The following is a 20,514-nucleotide window of genomic DNA, read 5'->3' as shown; positions in this document are numbered from 1 at the left end:
TATATATTTATTTTTGACTTCTCAGTTCTAATTAAAATCTTTTGAAGAAATTACGGACAGGTGTGAAATAGCGGTTTTATTACAGGAGTTTATATGGGGATATATACGGTTAAAAATTATTCGGACGACAGGGAATTACTGAATTTGTTAAAATCGGGAAAAGTTTCCGCTTTCGTGCATATTTACACCATGTATTACGATTCGTTATTGGATTATGCTTTTAGATTGTTGCAAGATAGGGAAGCGGCTCGGGATGTCGTTCAACAAGTATATTATAAATTATGGGAAGGTCGGGAAGCTCTATCCATCGTTTTTTCGGTTAAAACTTATCTTTTTAAATCGGTTTATAATCGAAGTTTAAATACATTGGCTCATAAAAGGAATATTCAAAAGTATGAGCAAGAGCACTCTGCGGATGTTTATTACTCCACGGTTATCCAGCTACCGGAAGCTGAAGTGTTATTACGTCGTTCTGATATCGAAAAGGCCGTACGGGAAGTCGTGGCGACATTACCGGAAAAGTGCAGGGAAGTTTTTACCTTAAGTAAGATCGAGGGATTAAAAAACAGGGAAATTGCCGAAAAATTAATTATTTCCGAGAAAACGGTAAAACGTCATATCTCCATCGCTTTGAGTCGATTACGGAAAAGATTGGATTATTTGTTGCAAATTATTTTATTTTTTTAATTTCTTATTGGGACTAAGACTATTTTCAACTGTCTTTAAGATATGAAGACAGAAAAGATAAATTCCGAAAACTTTGATATAGATGAGATATTAGTTTGTATCTTAATGGAGTGTGCGAGTCGGGAAGAAGTCGTTTATTTTTTGAAATGGATAAAGCGAGAGGAGAACCGGATTTATTTCGAGAAATTTAAAAAGGTATGGCACCTGACTTCGAGGATAGAAGTGGACCGAAAATGCTTCAACGACAGATTAAAAGAGTATTGTCGATTTATGAAATCTCCGCGATCGAAACGTCGTGCGGGATGGTTGTGGCGTGTAGCCTCGGTTGCTGCAGTCGGATTGATCGCTATGGTTTTGGTCGGATGGCCCTGGATGCCCGAAGAGATAACTTTATCGAAAAACGATTTGGAAATACGTCGGGCTACAGAGATCGTTTTAACCTTATCTGACGGGCGAAAAATAAGTGTGACTCGGGATACGCTATCCTTGCCGGGGGAGTTAAAAGAATCCGTTCGGCTTCACAAGATCAATCGCCGGGAAATCGTGTACGGGGTAAGTGATCTTTTGGAAGAGGCGGTATATTTTGAAAAAATTTACAATGAGATTACCGTACCTGCGGGAGAACGTTTTACCGTTCAATTGTCCGACGGGACCAAAGCATGGATCAATTCCGAAAGTTCGATTCGTTATCCGGTCTGTTTCGGGAAAGATAAAAGAGAGGTTGAAGTTAGGGGAAATGTCTATTTTGAGGTGGCGAAAGATTCGTCCTGTCCCTTTATTGTTGTTGCCCGGGAGATGAGAACCGAAGTGTTGGGAACCTCTTTCGAGGTGAATACATACGGAGATCATGGCCGGGTGAGCGTTACCCTCGTGGAGGGAAGTGTAAAGGTATATGCCGGAGAACGTACCTTCATGATTCGTCCCGATCAACAGTTCCTGTTGGATACGTGTAACGGGAGAATGGAGATTGCGGAAGTGAATGCGGGCGATAAGGTAAGGTGGAAGGACGGCATCCTTTTTATCGGCAACGAACCGTTCGACGAGCTGGTACGGAAATTGGAACGTTGGTACGGGATACGTATCGTGAACGAAACGGGAATCGTTTTTAATCAATTGTTTAGGGGCGTTTTTGAAAGAGAGGATGATATTCGGGTCATCATGTACTCCATATGTAAAAATTTAAATATCGATTATGTTATAGAGAAAGACCGAATTGTTTTGACAAAATAACAAAAGGAGTATCTCCTGTGCCTCCAACACGATCGGATACTCCCTGCGTTAAACTATTCATTTATTACTAACTTAACATTACAAAGCTATGAAAAAAAAGCGATGTTTTTTGTTCGTGTCGATAAAATTTATCTGCCAGCTATTTTTATTGACTTTTCTATGGACAAATTTGTTATCTCTTCCGGTAAAAGGTAGTCCGGCAGAGCCTCAACGGGTGACCTTGGACTTGAAAAAGGTCTCACTTCCCGTATTGTTTCAGGAGATAGAAAAACAAACTTCCTACAAATTTTTTTACAATGACGAGCAGGAGAGGTCTATAACGGAAATCTCTGTTTCGGTAACGAACGAAACGGTAGTGAAGGTGTTGGATAAAGTGTTTTCAGGGACGAAATACATTTATGAGATATCCGGAAACCAAATTATCGTGTTTCGAAGGGATACTAAAAATGTCTCTGAAAAAGAGAATAAAATTCGAATTTTGGGGAAGGTGACGGATGAAAAGGGGGGGACCATTCCCGGGGTGACCGTGTTGCTAAAGGGGACGACCTTGGGGACGGCCACCGATAAGGATGGAAAATACGTTTTGACCTTGCCTTATATGGAAAAATTTTCTTTGCTGTTTTCTTTTGTCGGAATGGAGTCCCGGGAGATTAAATATGCGGGGAAGGATACCATTAACGTGGTGTTAAAAGAGGGTATGAAGCAGGTCGATGAAGTGGTGGTGACCGGTTACGCGAATATCAGGAAAGAGAGTTTCACGGGTAATGCCGTAACAGTAACTCGAGATCAGTTACTAAAAGCCAATAATAAAAATGTGATTGCTGCTCTTCAGTTGTTTGATCCCTCGTTTCGTATTCGGGAGAATTCATTATGGGGATCAGACCCCAATGCTTTACCCGAATTCAATATTCGCGGAGAATCCAGTATCGCCATGACGAAAGGGTTGGATGTGGAGGAAGCCAAAAGGACGCAACGAACCAGTCTAAAGGATAATCCGAATTTGCCGGTTTTTATTTTAGACGGATTTGAGACGAGCGTGGAGAAGATTTACGATATGGATATGAACCGCATCGAGAGCATAACGATTTTAAAGGATGCGGCTGCCACGGCCATGTACGGTTCCCGTGCCGCCAACGGGGTGGTTGTAGTGAGTACGGTTGCTCCGCAAATGGGAGAGATACGTGTGAGGTATAGCTTTAACGGGGGTGTAGAATTACCCGATCTATCGGATTATAACCTTTGTAACGCGGCGGAAAAATTGGAGGTGGAACGATTGATGGGTAAATATACGACGCCTGATAGGCCTGATTTGCAACCCATGAAAAATGTAGATTATAATACGATATTGCAACGTATTCAACGGGGCGTGGATACGGATTGGTTGGCCCAGCCTTTACGGAATGTGTTTAATCATAAACACAGTATAAGTATAGAGGGAGGTGAAAAGAGCATGCGATACGGCATAAACTTGAATTACGACAGTAATAAGGGGGTAATGATCGGTTCCCGCAGAACCCGGGCCGGAGCCGGTCTGACGTTGGATTTTAGAAGCAAAGAGTGGTTACAAATTAGAAATGACATATCGTATAGTTCGACTCGTTCTGAAGATTCTCCTTACGGTAGTTTCAGTACTTATGCAAAGTTGTTACCCTATTATGAAATTTATGATGAGAATGGGGAATTGGTAAAGGAATTACAAGGGTTAGGCATACAAAAGGAAAAAAATCCTTTGTGGACAGTAAAGCATTTAAAAAGTTATAACGGTAAAGTACGTTCCAATGATATTACGGATAATTTAAATATCAATTTATTTATTTTGAATGGACTCCAGTTTAAGGGACAATTTAGTATAACAAAAACAAATTCGATAAACGAATCTTTTATGGACCCCAAGGATCCCTCTTTTGAATATGAACAGGAGAAAAAAAGAGGAACCTTGTCCCGATCGCTTTCCAATAATTATAACTGGAATGTTAACGCAATGTTTTATTTTAACAGATCTTTCGGGAAACATTTTATTAATGCTACTGCCGGATTTAATGTCAGAGAATCCTATTCGGAATCTACCAGTATGTTGTTTAAAGGTTTTATGATGGGAAGTCTGAATAAACCGGCCGATGCTGCGGATCAGCCAGATAAATCGGATATCTCCTCCACGGAAAATCGGTTGTTCGGTCTTTTGGCTTTGGTAAATTATTCTTATAATGATGTTTATCTGTTGGATGTATCTTACCGTTTGGACGGTTCCTCCCAATTCGGTTCGGATAGACGATTTGCTCCTTTCTGGTCTTTCGGTGCCGGAATAAATTTTCATAATTACGGTTGGTTAAAGAATAATTGGCTTGTAAATACTTTACGGATTCGTGCTTCGTACGGAAGTACCGGTAAGGTGAATTTCCCCGCTTATGCCGCAATTACTACATTTCAGTCGGATAAAAGTGATTGGTACTACACGGGGCCTGCTAATTCATTGATATATCTCGGAAATCCGAAATTGACCTGGGAGACAACAAAAACGTTGGATGCCGGAATAACTGTCAGTTTTTTTAATAATAAATTTTATCTTTCTGCAACTTATTACCGTAAAAAAACGGAAGACCTTATCGATGAGGTGTCTGTTCAGAGTTCATCCGGTTTCAGCAAATACAAATCGAATAGCGGATCAATACTGAATAAGGGATTTGAACTTACTTTTAATGCTACGCTTTATCGGGATCGGGATTGGAACGTGGTGGTGAATGCCAATTTGGCTTCCAATAAGAATAAGATCGTTGAGCTGGGTGAAGCTTCTAAAGAGTATAATAAAAAAGTTTTGGAAAATTATGATTCAGAGTCTCGTCAAGGACTTATAACAACCCCATTGATTATGTATTACGAGGGGGCTTCCACCACGGCGATTTATGCTGTGCGCTCGGCTGGTATCGACCCGGCGAATGGGAGGGAAAAGTTTATTAAGAAGGGAGGAACGAGCACCTATACCTGGAATGCCAATGATCAGGTCGTTGTGGGAGACAAACTTCCGAAAGCGCAGGGTAGTTGCGGGGTAAACGTGGGTTTTCAGGGATTTTATCTGAATGCTTCATTCCTGTACCAATGGGGAGCACAAACCTATAATTCGACTTTGCTCAATAAGGTGGAGAATGCAGATATTACCAATTCGAACGTGGATCGGCGGGTTCTTTCGAAAAGGTGGATCAAGGTGGGGGATATTGCTCCTTTTTACGATATAAAAAATACGACAACCACCAAACCGACTTCTCGTTTTGTACAAGATTATGATTATTTGAGTTTTTCCAGTTTATCAATAGGATACGATTTTAATCGGGAGGTAATTAAAAAGATTCGATTGACTTCTTTAGGGCTTAGTTTTAATGCTAATGATATTTGTCGTTGGTCAACGGTAAAGGAGGAGCGGGGAACGAGCTATCCCTATGCGAGAAATTATAGTTTCACGGTGAGTGTAGGTTTTTAATTTAAAAAACAATAATTATGAAAATCTATGTTATAATATTATTGTCCTCTTTTTTCTTTGCCTCTTGTAAAGATTGGTTGGATATTCAACCTGAAGGACAAACTACAGAAAATCAATTGTTCAGCACGGGAGACGGGTATCGTACTGTTCTGAATGGGTTGTATAAATCGATGGCTTCCAGTAGTTTATATGGTGGACAACTTAGTTTCGGTATAGTGGATTGTATCTCCCAACAGTATAATTTAAAACTAATGGAACAAAATTCTCGAACCCAGAAATATAAGGCTGCCGGTGTTTTTAATTATAATGACGTGTATTTGGCTCCGGTGATAGAGGGCATTTGGAAATCGGCATTTAATATAATAGCCAATGCCAATAGTTTGATCCAAAATGCAGAATCTGCTTCTTCGGATCTGTTTGCAAAAGGAGAGACGGAACGGAAAATGATCCTTGGTGAAGCCTACGCTTGCCGTGCGCTTATGCATTTTGATCTGTTGCGTTTGTTTGCTCCAGCTCCCGTAAACGATGATAAAAAGGTTTATGTTCCTTACGTGGAGGATTATCCGGAACTTCATGCTTCTCGGATTGCAGTGGAACCGTTTTTGGAAAAAGTGATAGCCGACTTGCAGCGAGCTCGTGATTTGGTAACGGAGTTCGATACTTCTGCTTTGGGTAAGGGGGTATGTGCTACCGGGAACACTCGTTTTTATAACGAATTTAAGTTTGGTATACCTGGTTACAATGATTCCTCGGTAGAAAATTTTTTCAAAGGCCGTGGGTATCGTTTGAGTTACTATGCGATTACTGCTCTTTTGTCCCGGGTGTATCAGTATGCCGGTAAAGAGGAAGAAGCTTTTAAGATGGCGGAAGAGGTTATGTCATACAAATTGAATACACCATATGGAAATTACTCTTTTTATAGCGTGGATGATTATTCCGGGGTTAGGGCATCGACACAATTCGAGTCGAAGAAAGATTTGAAAGTGATTTCCAATTTAATCTTTGCTGTTTATGACGAAAAGGCTTATCGTGATGCTAATTTAATTGAATGTTTTGGAAAAGACAATCATATAACTTCATGGTTAATAATAAATTATAACGAACAAAAAACATTTTATACTTCTGATAGATTAAAAAATGAGTTTAATCAGGATTATCGTTCTGAGAAGATGATATTTTATCCTAAAGGCAACAGTAGCTGGCCGGTATCGGGTAAATGGTATATAAGCGATAATGAGGAAATTCGTGATGGAAATATCACGATTATACCTATGATTCGTTCGACGGAGATGCGTTATATTATGGCCGAGTATTATGCCCGAAAAGGCAATTTTTTGGAAGCTCAAAATATTTTGGACAGGATTCGACGCAATAGAGGGTGTTTGGAATCGATTACGGTAAAGGATTGGAATTCCTTTGTAAAAGAGTTAATATGTGATGCTCGAAGGGAATGGATTTCGGAAGGTCAACTTTTTTATCTATACAAACGGTTGAATGCTTCAATTGATTTCGGTCGTAATGTCGTGCGTCCTATGAAACGAAGCGAGTATTTATTTCCGATTCCAGATGATCAGATTTTATAAAACCTTAAATAAGCAAATTATGAAAAAGCATTTGTTTAGCCTATTCCTGTTTTCGGTTATCGGTTTGTATGCTTGTAGCGAGCGGCAGACGATACTGTTTCAGGATGAACATGAGATTTATTTTAAAAAGTTTTATGTCAATGAAATATTTCCGGGAACGGCGGAAGCGGATTCCACGGTAGTTTCCTTTTTCTTTTATCCGACCGGAACAAAAGATGTAGAGGCAGAATTGGAGGTAAATTTGTCCGGAACACTTTTAACTTCCGATATTCCTTTCGGGTTAAAGGTTATTCCGGAAGAGACGACAGCTACTCCTGATGAATATGATTTGGATGAGACCTATACCTTCCATGCAAATACCGTGGGGGAGGATGCCACGGAAATATTGGATACCCTTCGGATTAAATTACACCGCAGTGAGAGGTTGGATAAGATGCCCGAAGGAATAAAACTTGTAGTGGAATTGGTTCCCAATGGCAGGGTACGGTTGGGACAGATAGAACGAATTAGGGCTAAGATGATCGTAACTACAATAGCGGCTAAACCTGATTGGTGGACGCGGGAAGTCGAGATTAACTTATTAGGTTCTTATTCACAAAAGAAGTATAAGTTATTTTTGGATAACGTGGATAAAAAAGCGGAGATGAGTTCAGATTTGATTAAAAATCACCCCGATCAGGCCATTCGTTTAGCCATGTTGTTTAAACAGTGGTTGAATGATCAAACTCCTGCCATAACCGAGGAGGATGGAACCTTAATGAAATTACCACTTTAAAAATGAATTGTATGAAAAAGATAATATTATTCGGTTGTCTCCTGTTTGTATGCTTATTTACCGGTTGTTTTAAAGATGAGGGAAGCTATGATTATAAGGATCTAAATGCTCCGACTTGGCTTTTTGATGTGAATGCAGCTCCTTTACGAGTAGTCTGTAATGAGGGAGAAGTGGCCAAATTTAGAGGACATAACTATTTTAAATGGGAGAGAGATTCTGCGTTACATGAGGCTAACGTGCGTTATGAATGGAAATTGAGAGACGTGGTATTCGGAAGAGAAGCGGATTTTGATATAGAGACCGATTCGTTAATAAAAATTCTTAAGTCGGAAAATCCGTTTTTTGAGGGTGGATATGTGGGGAACTTTAGTATTATCGATCAAACGACCGGTATTGTTTTTATGGCGAGGTTTACTGTAAAAATTAATTCTCGATTTAGAGAATACGATTTGTTGGTTTTATCCGAAATGGGGGAGCAGTCCCGCTTGTCCCACGTGATACGCAGGTCAAAATATGCTCCTGATGGGGTGACGATCGTGTATGATTTTCGGCTTGCTGACGAGAATATTTTTAAGACGGTAAATGGAAGCGATATTCCCGGGAAACCCATTACATTGGCAAAAGCAATGGCAATGAATGTCGGTAGTCTCGGTTCTATGACGATTTTAACGGATAAGGTGGCTTACGTGATTAATAATGAGAACATGGTAAAGGTAAGTGAACTAAAGGACGAGTTTTTGAATGGCACACCTGAAAATCTGAACGTGGTGGATCGGCACGATTGCGATAATTATACCTTTATCACTACTCGTGACGGAAGGATTTTTCGTAGAATCATGTCCGAGAATTATTTAGGGGGAAAGTTTGTATCGGAACCTTACTCTGTTGATACCATAGGATGTAAAGTATTGACTTTTGGCCATTCTGCAAGTGGTATTGTACCTGTTCCTTGTTATGATGAAAAGAATAGACGCGTACTGATGATTGATTTTAAGCTTGTTTATGTGTGGGAGCCCGCATTTCAGATGATTAGAACAAACTTTATTGAACCGGTTACAAAAGGAGTCGGCAATAAAGACAATATTCCTCCCGTGTGGGGAATGCCTGAAGGAACAGAAGTTTTGTATTTAGCAAGGTATAATACTGCAGATTGGCAACGTGAATGGTATACCATTTTTTATAACGATTCCGGCGGGAATACCTATATAGGAGATTTCGCCCTTTCTCCTGTAAATTCCTGTTTGGAACTTACTGGAAAAAACGTTGTACCTTTTCCGGGAGGAAGCTTAGATAAAAGCTCTTTATTTTTGACTACCGTTATTAATGGAGGACCACAGAAAATCGTCATATATACCAAGGGCAACGAAATTCGTTATGTCGATAGAAATGAGGATCAGGATTATCCTTTTATACGATGCGAGTCTAAAGTGACTTATATTGGATACATAACTTATTACGGTTACACTCGAGATTATAATAAATTAATGGTAGGACTCGAAAATGGAAAATTTCTCATTTACGAATTTGATCGTAACAATTTTCAATTGCCAGTGAAATTGCTGTCAGAGTTTAATTTAGGAGGGAAAGTGGTATCTGCAAAAGAGCTGTATAACGTGTATGGTGGCGATGCCTATTAAATGGTTATTTATAATTAAATCATATTGTATGGAGGAATCGATTGTAAAAGTTGAAAACTTGTCCCATCGTTACACGATCCAGTGGGCTGTGCGGGATATCAATTTCGAGATTACCAAGAACGGTATTTACGGCCTGTTGGGTTCCAATGGAGCGGGTAAGTCGACAATCATGAATATTATATGCGGCGTATTAAAACCGACGGAAGGAAACGTTTATATCAAGGGCGTGAGTATCCGTGAGAACCCTGTAGAGGCGAAACGCCATATCGGCTTTTTGCCCCAGACGCCGCCCTTGCACCCGGATTTGACGGTGACGGAGTACCTGGAGTATTGCGCCGGCTTGCGTCACGTCCCGGACAGCGAGATATCGACGGCCGTGAAGGCGGTTATGGGCAAGTGCGGTATCAGTCATTTCAACAAGCGTTTGATCCGTAACCTCTCCGGGGGTTATCAACAGCGCGTGGGTATAGCGCAGGCCATCATCCACAACCCGGAGTTCGTGGTTTTGGACGAGCCGACGAACGGTCTGGACCCTAACCAGATCGTGGAGATCCGTCACCTGATCAAGGAGATCGCCGAGGATCGCACGGTAGTCTTGTCGACGCATATCTTGTCAGAAGTTCAGGCGACTTGCGACTACATCCGTATGATCGAGCAGGGTAACCTTGTTTTCTCCGGTACGGTAGACGAGTTCGATAATTACATCATCCCTAACACGCTGGTGGTGACGCTGGTCGCCGCCCCTTCTGTTGACGAGTTGCGTTCAATCCCGGGCGTGAGCGGGGTGGAAGAGCTGGGCGGGATGAGATATCGCCTTCAATACACGGATTTCCAGGAGGTTACGGAGCGACTGGTGGAGACGAGTGTCTCCCGGGGATGGAGATTGACGGAGGTTTACCAGGAAAAGAGTTCCTTGGATGCCGTTTTCGCCGAATTATCAAAGAAGTAATTTTAAAACACGTTTACAATGAAGACAATATACAAAATAGCGAAAGCGGAATTACAAACTCTGTTCTACTCGCCGATCGCGTGGTTGATCCTGATCATCTTTACCTTTCAATGCAGCATGACCTTCTCTAATTTGATGGCGGGCATGGTACATTATGAATCTTTAGGTTACGGTAACTATAACGTGACTCTCGGGTTATATGGTTCAAGAGGTTTGTTTTCAGCTGTTCAATCTTACCTTTACCTTTACATCCCTTTGTTGACGATGAGCTTGATGAGCCGGGAGCTGGGTAGCGGTTCAATTAAATTACTGTACTCCTCTCCGGTGACGAACTGGCAGATCATTCTCGGGAAGTACGCCTCGATGATGGTGTACGCCCTGGTATTGATCGGGGTACTGATTATATATAGTATATTTGCGGCATGCGTTGTAAAGGATTTTGATATACCGGTAATTCTTTCGGGCATGTTGGGCTTGTACCTTTTGATTTGCGCTTACGCGGCGATCGGTTTGTTCATGTCGAGCCTGACCTCCTACCAGATCGTTGCCGCTGTCGGCACGCTGTCGACTTTGGCAGCCTTGTCTTACGTGAAAAGTTTGTGGCAGGAGATCGATTTCGTTCGCGATATCACGTTTTGGTTGGCGATTTCCGGCCGTGCCGGAGAGTTTGTCCGGGGATTGATTTGCTCGGAAGATATCCTTTATTTTCTGATTGTTATCGTTTTATTCCTGTGGATGTCCATCATACGTTTACAGTCTCGTCGCCAGAAGGTTTCCTGGATGGTAACATGGGGCAAATACGTTGGAGTTTGGGCGGTGGCGTTGTTTGTCGGTTACCTTTCTTCTCGTCCTGCTTTGATGTCGTTTTACGATGCCACTCGGACAAAAACGAACACGTTAACTCCTAATAGTCAGGATATAGTAGCTCGAATGAAAGGTAGGCTAAAGATTACCAGTTATGTAAATGTTCTGGATGGATACTCTTGGATCGGTTCACCTTCTTATCGGAATTGGGATTTGCGAACCTTCAGACAATATGTTCGCTTCAAACCGGATATCACGATGAAGTATGTCTATTATTATGATTCGATAAAGGATATGAAGGAACTGGAAAAGAGATATCCAAACATGACTTTTGAACAGATAGCTAAGAAAATGATAGAGATATCTAATTTGGATTCTAACAAGATCTTGAAACCGGAACAGATTCATGAAATAATTAATTTAAAGTCGGAACATAATCGTTTCGTTCGTTTATTGGAGCGAGAGAACGGCCAGAAGACTTTCTTGCGGGTATATGACGATAACCAGGTTTTCCCCGGGGAGACGGAGATTTCCGCCGCGTTTAAACGTTTGGTGATGAAATTGCCGAAAGTGGGCTTCCTGACGGGGCATGGCGAACGTAACACGGAACGGGAAGGCGATAGAGATTACAGCATGTTTACGCGAGACAAGCCTTTTCGTCACTCTTTAATCAACCAGGGTTTCGATTTCGAAAACATCTCTTTGGATAAAGAGATACCCTCGGACATAAATATTCTTGTGATTGCCGAGATGCGTCAACCGATGACGAACACGGAGAAAGTGAACCTGGACAAGTACATCGCCCGGGGGGGGAACTTGCTGATCGCCGGGGAACCGAAACGCCAGGAGGTAATGAATCCGGTGATCGGGTTGTTCGGCGTACGATTCATGCCAGGAATTCTCGTGCGTCCGACGAAAAATTTCCAGGCAGATTTGATTATGGCCCGACCGACGGAAGAGGCCGCGGAGTTCTCTTATATCTACGGAAATATGAAACGACGGGAATTCGTGGTTACGATGCCGAGTGCTACCGGATTGGATTACGTGACGGACAAGGGTTTCGATGTAACGCCGTTGTTCGAGAGCGACACGCTCGATTGCTGGAACGAGTTGCAGACGACGAACTTTGTTGACGACACGGCCCGCTTCGATCCTTCCGCGGGGGAGATCCGGAAAACTTTCGTGACCGGATTAGCTTTGTCTCGTAAAGTGGGAGAGAAGGAGCAGCGGATTATTGTATTGGGAGATGCTGATTGTGTCAGTAATGGTGAGTTTAGTCGGAGACGAAAAGATATCAGGGCTTCTAACTACTCGATTATACAGGGAGCCTTTTTCTGGTTATCAAATGAAGAGGTGCCTATCGATGTACGTCGTCCGACGCCTCCGGACGATAAAATTTATATCGGTCAACAGGGGATGTATATTTCTAAAATCTTGTTTATGGGAGTATTTCCTGCTTTATTGCTTTGTTTGGCTTTGTTTATCTGGATCAGGAGAAGAGGAAGATAAATGTCCGGCCTGTTTCGATTCAGGAAATGCGGGAAAGATTGCAAGTGATGCTATAAGGAGAACGAATACAATTCGTTCTCCTTGTTGTGAGTGGAAAATATTATCGTTGTTTTTTACGATAATTGATGGGAAAATACCTGCTGTTCTTTTGGAAAACTTTTCGGAAAGTGATTCATATTTGCAAAAATTTAAATACTATGGCAACAGTAAAGGTTAAATTACGCAATTCAACGGTCGCAGGAAAAGCCGGAACGATTTATTATCAATTATCCCACAGGGGAAAAAGTCAGCAAATTACAACTCGGATACATCTGTTACCTGACGAATGGAATTCGAATACCGGGCAGGTAATCTCTTCTTTTAGAAATGTGGTTCCGATACAAAAACAGATAGATAATGGTCTGATACACTTGAAACATATTATCAGATTTCTCGATCGTCAGGGAAGAACATACACGGTAAATGATATTATCAGACGTTATAAAACCGCTAACACTTCAGTGTCCATACTGGCTTTCATGCAAATGCAAATCGAATTTTTGCAACGTTGCAATCGCTGGGGAACGGCAAAAAATTACGAACGCACGAGGAATAGTTTTTCTTCGTTTCTTGCCAATATGGATCTGCCTTTTGTGGCTATGACCGAGGAACTCATCGACGATTACAGTATTTTTCTTGTCAGGCGCGGGATTGTCCGTAACTCCATCTCTTTTTACATGCGTGTTTTGCGGGCGATTTATAACAAGGCGGTCCGGCAACGTATCGTCGAACAGACCTACCCGTTTCAAAATGTCTATACCGGCGTGGACCAGACGCGTAAACGCGCGGTTGATGAACAAATCATACGCCGACTTCACAAACTCGATCTGTCGCGGAATGCGGCATTAGCGTTTGCCCGTGATCTTTTTATATTCAGTTACTGTACGAGGGGTATGGCGTTTGTGGATATCGCCTATTTGCGTAAATCGGATATTCAGAACGATATGATTTGTTATACGCGACACAAGACCGGGCAACTGCTTTGTATTCGGCTTGAACCCAGTATTCGGGCTATTATCGTCCGATACGAGAAAGCGACTGGAGATTCGCCCTATGTTTTCCCGATCCTGACGACGGACGATAGGGCAGTAGCATACAGACAATACTTGGCTGCATTAAATAATCATAATCGCCTGCTTCACAAATTGTCCGGATTATTATTGGCGGGATGTAAAATCACTTCATATACCTCCCGGCATAGTTGGGCGACTACGGCTCGCAATTGCAATGTTCCGATATCGGTTATCAGTGCGGGATTGGGACATAGGTCCGAACGAACAACTCAGATTTATTTGACCATGTTGGAAAATTCCATCATAGATTCTGTAAATCAGGATATTATAGAGATGTTGAATCAATAGATTTCTATGCAAGAAACATGATATATTGCTTGCAAAAATAAAATATTTTCGTCATTGAATCAAAGAATTTACAGCATCTTTTAACTAAAAAAAACCTATCCGATCGTATAGAATGCTATATAATAGTATTTTATATACATTGTTAAAAAATTTAGATTTAATCATTTAATGTTAATAATAAATAAAATTTAAGATGGAATTATGAATCTGGAGAAATAAAAAATTATAAAATATATAAAAATCAAATTATGACTTTTATTATTATTCTGATAATCAAATATTTAATCTATATAAAGATTTCTTGCATAGAGATCTGCAATTTGTTGTAGCGTATGTTGTCGTAGATAGAATATAGATATGAGAAAATGAAGATGAAAGTCGAAATTGGAACAATTCTGTTTTTATGCATGGCACTCGGAAGTCTATGTGCCAAAAGTCAGAATGTAGCGGTTAAAACGAATCTGCTTTATGATATTGCCGCTTATACTGTGAATGCAGGTATGGAGGTGGGACTTGCTTCCCGTTGGACCTTGGATGTATCTGCCAACTACAATGGCTGGACACTTTCGCACGAGCGAAAGTGGAAACACTGGCTCGTTCAGCCGGAGGCCCGTTATTGGTTTTGTGACCGTTTTGCCGGGCATTTCGTGGGAGCGCATGCTTTGGGCGGTCAGTATAATATGGGAAGCTTGAAAAATAGTATTTCTTTTCTTGGTACTGATTTTTCGAATCTTTCCGATCGTCGTTATCAGGGATGGTTCGTCGGTGCGGGTATCGCTTACGGTTACGCGTGGATACTGGGTAAACACTGGAACTTGGAAGCGGAGTTGGGAATAGGTTATATTTATACTCGTTATGACAGTTATCCTTGCGCTACCTGCGGAAAGAAACTTGCGAAGGATAAGTCGCATAATTATGTCGGTCCTACGAAGGCCGCGGTCAATCTGGTATATACGTTTTAATTCATGGGGGGTATGGTTGTGAATAAAATAATGAAAATACTTTGCAGCGGCCTGTTGCTTCTGTTTTGTATAATAGAAGCCGGTGCTCAGGCGATTATGAATGAAAAGGTAACGGTATCGAATCTTGCTGTTTCTCGGACGAAGGACAAATTATTCGTATCGATGGATATAGATGTTTCGGCTTTGGAAATGAAAAGTAATCGGGAAGTGATATTCACGCCGTTATTAGCCGGAGAGAGAGACAGTTTGCGTCTTTCTTCGGTCGTGGTCGCCGGTCGTAACCGTTACTACTATCACTTGCGTAACGGTTTTTCTTCGGATGATATGGCACTTTATCGTTGCGGAGAAGTTTCGGTTATCGAATACCGTACGGTGATACCCTACGAAAAGTGGATGTCTGCGGCGATGTTTACGATGGAGGAGGGCGAGTGTGGATGTCAATGCGAGGTGTTGATGGAAAACGGCGAATTGCTTACCTCGTTAAATCTCGAGCCGCAAAAATTCAAACCGGAGTTTGTCTATATACCTCCGAGGGCGGAGATTAAGATGCGGGAAGAGAAGGGTTCTGCCTATATCGATTTTCCCGTGAACCGAACTGAAATCCATGAAAATTACCGGAATAACCCGGCGGAGTTACAGAAGATCAGAAGCACGATAGATGCCGTACGGAATGACCCGGATATGTGGATTACCGCAATCCATATCAAGGGGTATGCTTCGCCGGAAGGTTCCTATGCCAACAACACTCGTTTGGCCAAGGGGCGTACGGAAACGCTGATGAAATACGTACAAGGATTGTATGATTTTGCCGATACACTCTTGTCGACCGCTTATGAGCCGGAAGATTGGGCAGGATTGGCCCGGTACGTGGAAAGTTCCGACTTGACCAATCGGCAAGGTATTCTGGAACTGATTCGAAGCAATATGGATGCGGATGTCAAAGAAAATAAAATCAAGTTGACTTATCCCACGGATTATCGTTTTTTGCTGGAAAACGTCTATCCCGGTTTGCGGCATTCCGATTACACGGTGGAGTATGTCGTGCGTCCGTACACAAATGTGGACGAGATAAGAGCTCTTTTGGCTACCACTCCTCAGAAATTGAGTCTTCAGGAGATGTTCCTCGTTACGCGGGAAATGGAGCCGGGTAGTGAAGAGTTTAACGAAGTATTCGAAATTGCGGTGCGGATGTATCCTACCGATTCGACGGCGAACCTTAATGCAGCCAATACGGCGATGGCTATGGGGGATTTGAAAAAGGCAGAGCGTTATCTCCGTAAAGCAGGTAATACGGCAGAGAGTGTATATGCCCGGGGAGTTTATGCCACACTCGCGGGCGATTACGATGCGGCAGAGAAATTTTTCGTTGAAGCCGGAGAGAAAGGTATTGTGAAGGCTAAAATTATGTTAAAACAAATCGGAAAACTGAAAAACGAATCGATTCAAGAACAACCTCAGCATAATAGTAACAAAGCAAATGAAACATTGGAGTAAATTTTTAGCTGTTTTTTTCTTAGCCGGATTAATAGCTGGCTGCCACAGCGAAGAGAAAATTCCCGACGGATGGCCTGATGATAAAGGAGAGCGGGAGATGTTGTATATGAATGTGAACGTGGCATTGCCGACCAAGACATTGGCACGCAGTACGACGGGGAATACCGGTCAGGAGGTGGGCCAGGATGATGAGAATCATGTGGCTTCCATTCTTCTGGTGTTAGCCGACACAAAAGATAAATACCTGACACATGGTATTGTAGGCGGACTTCCGGCACAACCCGGAACCCGGGCTACTATAACCGCTACCGCGGCAATCAGTCGAACAGGTATCCAAAAATTGTATGATAACAACGGAAATTTAAAGGATCCGGGCAACAATAAAGTTCACGTGTATGTATTTTGTAATCCCACGCAGGACCTGATTGACGAGTTGTCCGACATGGAAGAAGGCCATGAAGCAGATTGGACGAACAAGATTTGCCGTGTGTTACAGAATGATATCGAGGGTAACGACAAGAATACCACCATTTGGTCTAACAGGTTGTTTCTGATGTCTAATGCGGGAAAGGCCGATCGGTTGATTCCCAATACGTTCCAAGAGTGGGTGGAGGCATACGCTACTGAAGCGAATCCCTTCAATCTGAGCGGGGATAACGGTGGAAGTTACGATAATGCCATGAACGATAGAGGAGCGATCTGTGTGGAGCGTTCCGTGGCGCGTTTTGATTTCAGGGACGGGAGTGGTACCGGAAAGAATACGTACAACATCGGAAGGACGCCCGAAGGAAAGGAGGACGACGGCTTGCAGGTACAATTGATCCGCATGGGTTTGGTCAATATGAGCAAAGAGTTTTATTACTTGCGGCGTGTGTCTGCGGACGGGAAGGGAGAAAATGCGGTAATCGGCGGTAAGGAAACCACTTCCAATTATGTTGTAGATACGGATGCAGAGTTCAAACAAAATGACTTGAACACACCTGAAGTAATCAATAAACTGAAAGATCATTTTAATTTTCGACTGTTTAACGACGATGGCCGTATTGATGCCAGTACACGCAGGCAGTGGGACAATTACTGGATCGACGATGTGATTAAGGGACGTGAAGACAATGACGAAGGCTGGACGCCGGAAGGAGGAACTTCGGTCGTGAAAGACTATCGTATCTGGCGCTATGTGACGGAGAATACGATTCCGGGGAATGACGACCACCAGAAAAACGGCATTTCGACGGGGATCGTTTTTAAAGGGAAGCTACTTGCCGGAACCAATCTGAAAACGACGAACGAGCAGCTTTATAAGGCTATCCGGGGCGAATATACTTTGCCTGAAGGTATAAAGGGATACACGTATAACGTGGAAGGCAGCAATGCCGTTTACCCCATTTTGTACACATTCCAAAATCAGATATACGTGGGGTGGAACACCGGGGTGAGGGTTGCTGCACAACAGGCGGCTCCAGGGCATCCGCTCCATTCGGCAGCGAGGATCGGCGAGGAGAGCGGGCCGGATAAATTATACCAGCAGCTGATAGAGATTTGGGATGGGGGTAAAGGGGATGTGCAAAAAACGGAGGAAGCGCTTGCCGTTTTCCGTAAGGCAGCTACCGAAGCCGGTTTCACTCTTTATCAGGCAAGCAATGATGCGGAGATGGATAAAGACAATCATGCCGGAGTGGGATACTATTTCTACTATTATTACTGGAACCGTCATAACGACAATGGTTTTCCCGGTACGATGGGGACAATGGAATTCGGCGTGGTACGCAATAACGTGTATAAATTGGCTGTAACGAGTATCAGCAAGCTGGGGCATCCCCGTATTACGAGTAACGATCCCGACCCTGTGGATCCCGACGATCCGAATGAAAGCGGTGAGGTATACCTGACGGTGTCGGTGGAAGTGTTGCCTTGGACCGTACGTGTCAATAATATCGAATTTTAAAAATGAAAAATAACAAACAGTTTATAATATCACGCTTCATCGGCATGGTGCAGAGCGTTATGTTAGCAACGGCCTTACTTTCGTGCGAACGTATTTATGAAGACCTCGAACCTTGTCAGCACGGTGTGTCTCTGCGTTTCGTATACGATTATAATATGGAGTATGCCAACGCATTTCCGAAAAAGGTGGATTGTCTGACCTTGCTCGTGTACGATAGGGAAGGCCGTTACGTGACGAAGCGGGTTGTGACGGGGACCGAGTTACGGGATGAGGCATTCCGGATGACTTTGGATTTGGAGGAGGGAGATTACCGTTTTGTGGCGTACGGGGGATTAGCCTGTGAGAAAAGTTCTTTTGAGATGGTGTCGGAGCCGGACAAAAGGGCTGTATATGACGATTTGCAGGTAGTGATGGACAGGGAGTGTCTCACGGTGGCCGGAAAAAAGAGGTTGCATGATATGTACTGGGGAGAATTGAGTTTGCGGACGGCTGATTCCTACCGGGAAGGTGTGGTGGAGATGATGAAGAATACGAATAACATCAGGATCGTTCTGCAACAGACCAATGGCGATCCGGTAAACGATAAGGATTTCGAATTCGAAATTACGGATGACAATACACTTTTCGGTGTAAATAACGATTTGATCGACAACGGCGTGGTGAGGTATACCCCCTGGGCGCGGGGACAAGCGTCAACGGGGGTGATAGAGGGAGGAAAAGAGGCGATAGTGGCCTACGCGGAGTTTTCGACATCGCGGCTGATGACGAAAAATGCTCCCCGGTTGGTTATCAAGAGGAAGAAGGACGGAACGGAGATTATCGATATCCCTCTCAATAATTACCTGTTGTTATTGAAGAGTGAACTTTATGCCGAGATGGATGCACAGGAGTTTCTCGACCGGGAGAGCGAATGGTCGTTGATTTTTTTCCTTCGCTCGGATTATTCCTGGCTCAGGACTTATATTAAGGTTAATGACTGGACCGTGAGACTCAACGAAACAGAGTTATGAAAATAATAAAATTGTTGGCATATAATATCATACCGTTTCTCATGTGCCTTATTTTCATGGGATGTAGTCGCGAAGGGATAGAAGAGACACGGGAAGGAGAAGACACGTTGGTAAATCTGGAAATCGACGTGGCTTTATCCGACGTACCGGTACGGAGGCGAAACAGCGAACAGGCGTCGAACGAAAACGAGAAGATGAAAACGTTGCGCATCGTCGTGGTACGTCCCGACAATACGGTGGAAGCAAACCGTTTGTTGGAACTTTCATCGGCTGTCGAGACCTACGGGAACGTTTTGTTCAAGGTGGTAGGCAAAGAAACCAAACGGATCTATCTTTTTGTCAATGAGGAGACGATGATTCCAACGAAGGAGACCGGAGTATTCCGCAAATTGCTGAAGGAGGATCTTTCGGCGATTTATGTCGGATTGCCCTTTCCGGAGAACAAGCTGGGGGGATTGACGATACAGTTAGACAATAATTCGGAGCAGATTCTCGGACCATTACCCATGAGCGAATGCCACAAGGTGGAGGTTGCGGACAGTGATGTCTATTGTAGGCTTTACGTAACACGGGCTGCCGTAAAATTCTCGTTCTGTATAATCAATCGTACTGATAGCGATAGAGTATTCACCGGATTGAGTATCGATAAGATGGCTCGCCGGGAGTATTACCTGCCGAAAGATACGAAATATAACGAAAACAAGGAAATTACCGAATATGCCGTTCCCACGATAGGGAGTAACGAGTATTACACGTTTGAACGGAAGGAGAATATAAGACTACCTGTTGGGCAGGAGATCACGTTGGACCCGATCTATTTATTGGAGGGTAAATATACCGATCCGGGCGGAGATCCGAGAAATTACCGGATGTCCATCTCTTTGGACAAGGGGGCGGTGTTGAGCGATTATTTTCCCGATTTGTCATACCTGCCGCGCAATACGCATGTGGTAGTAAAAATTATTATCAATGACAATCGGGTAGATTGGCAGGTCGATCTCGAACCCTACGGGGAGGTGGTCCTTAAGCCAGATTTCGGATTGTAACAAAGGAAGTA

14 protein-coding genes are annotated in these 20,514 nt (G+C 42.9%); all 14 read left to right on the top strand.

Going from position 1 to position 20,514, the window contains the following annotated elements; translation table 11 throughout:
- Positions 1-93: 93 nt before the first annotated feature.
- The 14 genes from NVS78_RS09490 (at position 94) to NVS78_RS09425 (ending at position 20,503) form a co-directional block, all read left to right on the top strand.
- Complete coding sequence (locus NVS78_RS09490; protein WP_286358978.1) at positions 94-687, top strand: RNA polymerase sigma-70 factor; 594 nt, start codon at positions 94-96, stop codon at positions 685-687.
- Between the two features lie 42 nt (positions 688-729).
- The gene (locus NVS78_RS09485; RefSeq protein ID WP_286358977.1) at positions 730-1,917 is read left to right on the top strand and encodes a FecR family protein; all 1,188 of its coding nucleotides are present in this window, start codon (positions 730-732) and stop codon (positions 1,915-1,917) included.
- A gap of 88 nt (positions 1,918-2,005) precedes the next feature.
- On the top strand, positions 2,006-5,389 hold the full coding sequence (locus NVS78_RS09480) for a SusC/RagA family TonB-linked outer membrane protein (RefSeq protein WP_286358976.1): 3,384 nt from the start codon (positions 2,006-2,008) through the stop codon (positions 5,387-5,389).
- Between the two features lie 17 nt (positions 5,390-5,406).
- Positions 5,407-6,972, top strand: coding sequence for a RagB/SusD family nutrient uptake outer membrane protein (locus NVS78_RS09475; protein ID WP_286358975.1), 1,566 nt, complete (start codon positions 5,407-5,409; stop codon positions 6,970-6,972).
- A 19-nt stretch (positions 6,973-6,991) separates the two neighbouring features.
- Positions 6,992-7,747 carry a DUF4843 domain-containing protein gene (locus NVS78_RS09470; protein WP_286358974.1) on the top strand — a complete coding sequence of 252 codons (756 nt, stop codon included), beginning with the start codon at positions 6,992-6,994 and terminating at the stop codon, positions 7,745-7,747.
- 11 nt (positions 7,748-7,758) lie between these two features.
- Positions 7,759-9,384: a PKD-like family lipoprotein gene (locus NVS78_RS09465; protein WP_286358973.1), complete on the top strand. Its 1,626-nt coding sequence runs from the start codon at positions 7,759-7,761 to the stop codon at positions 9,382-9,384.
- Between the two features lie 28 nt (positions 9,385-9,412).
- Positions 9,413-10,333 (top strand): ABC transporter ATP-binding protein, encoded by a 921-nt coding sequence (locus tag NVS78_RS09460; RefSeq protein ID WP_286358972.1) that lies wholly within the window; start codon positions 9,413-9,415, stop codon positions 10,331-10,333.
- Positions 10,334-10,351: 18 nt separating this feature from the next.
- Positions 10,352-12,646 (top strand): Gldg family protein, encoded by a 2,295-nt coding sequence (locus NVS78_RS09455; protein WP_286358971.1) that lies wholly within the window; start codon positions 10,352-10,354, stop codon positions 12,644-12,646.
- Positions 12,647-12,843: 197 nt separating this feature from the next.
- On the top strand, positions 12,844-14,046 hold the full coding sequence (locus NVS78_RS09450; RefSeq protein WP_286358970.1) for a site-specific integrase: 1,203 nt from the start codon (positions 12,844-12,846) through the stop codon (positions 14,044-14,046).
- Positions 14,047-14,417: 371 nt separating this feature from the next.
- Positions 14,418-15,008: a DUF3575 domain-containing protein gene (locus NVS78_RS09445; RefSeq protein ID WP_286358969.1), complete on the top strand. Its 591-nt coding sequence runs from the start codon at positions 14,418-14,420 to the stop codon at positions 15,006-15,008.
- Positions 15,009-15,035: 27 nt separating this feature from the next.
- Complete coding sequence (locus NVS78_RS09440) at positions 15,036-16,502, top strand: DUF3868 domain-containing protein (RefSeq protein WP_286359002.1); 1,467 nt, start codon at positions 15,036-15,038, stop codon at positions 16,500-16,502.
- Entirely contained in the window at positions 16,486-18,447 is a 1,962-nt protein-coding gene (locus NVS78_RS09435; protein ID WP_286358968.1) for an Mfa1 family fimbria major subunit, read from the top strand. The genes NVS78_RS09440 and NVS78_RS09435 overlap by 17 nt, the downstream gene beginning before the upstream one ends.
- Positions 18,448-18,449: 2 nt before the next feature.
- Entirely contained in the window at positions 18,450-19,457 is a 1,008-nt protein-coding gene (locus NVS78_RS09430; RefSeq protein WP_286358967.1) for a FimB/Mfa2 family fimbrial subunit, read from the top strand.
- The gene (locus NVS78_RS09425) at positions 19,454-20,503 is read left to right on the top strand and encodes a hypothetical protein (RefSeq protein ID WP_286358966.1); all 1,050 of its coding nucleotides are present in this window, start codon (positions 19,454-19,456) and stop codon (positions 20,501-20,503) included. The genes NVS78_RS09430 and NVS78_RS09425 overlap by 4 nt, the downstream gene beginning before the upstream one ends.
- The last annotated feature ends 11 nt before the right edge of the window (positions 20,504-20,514 follow it).

Source organism: Gabonibacter chumensis (assembly GCF_024741215.1).
In the GTDB taxonomy this organism is placed as follows: Bacteria; Bacteroidota; Bacteroidia; order Bacteroidales; family Marinifilaceae; genus Gabonibacter; species Gabonibacter massiliensis.
The sequence above is the reverse complement of the archived record's forward strand: the minus strand, read 5'-3'. Positions and strand labels throughout refer to the sequence as shown.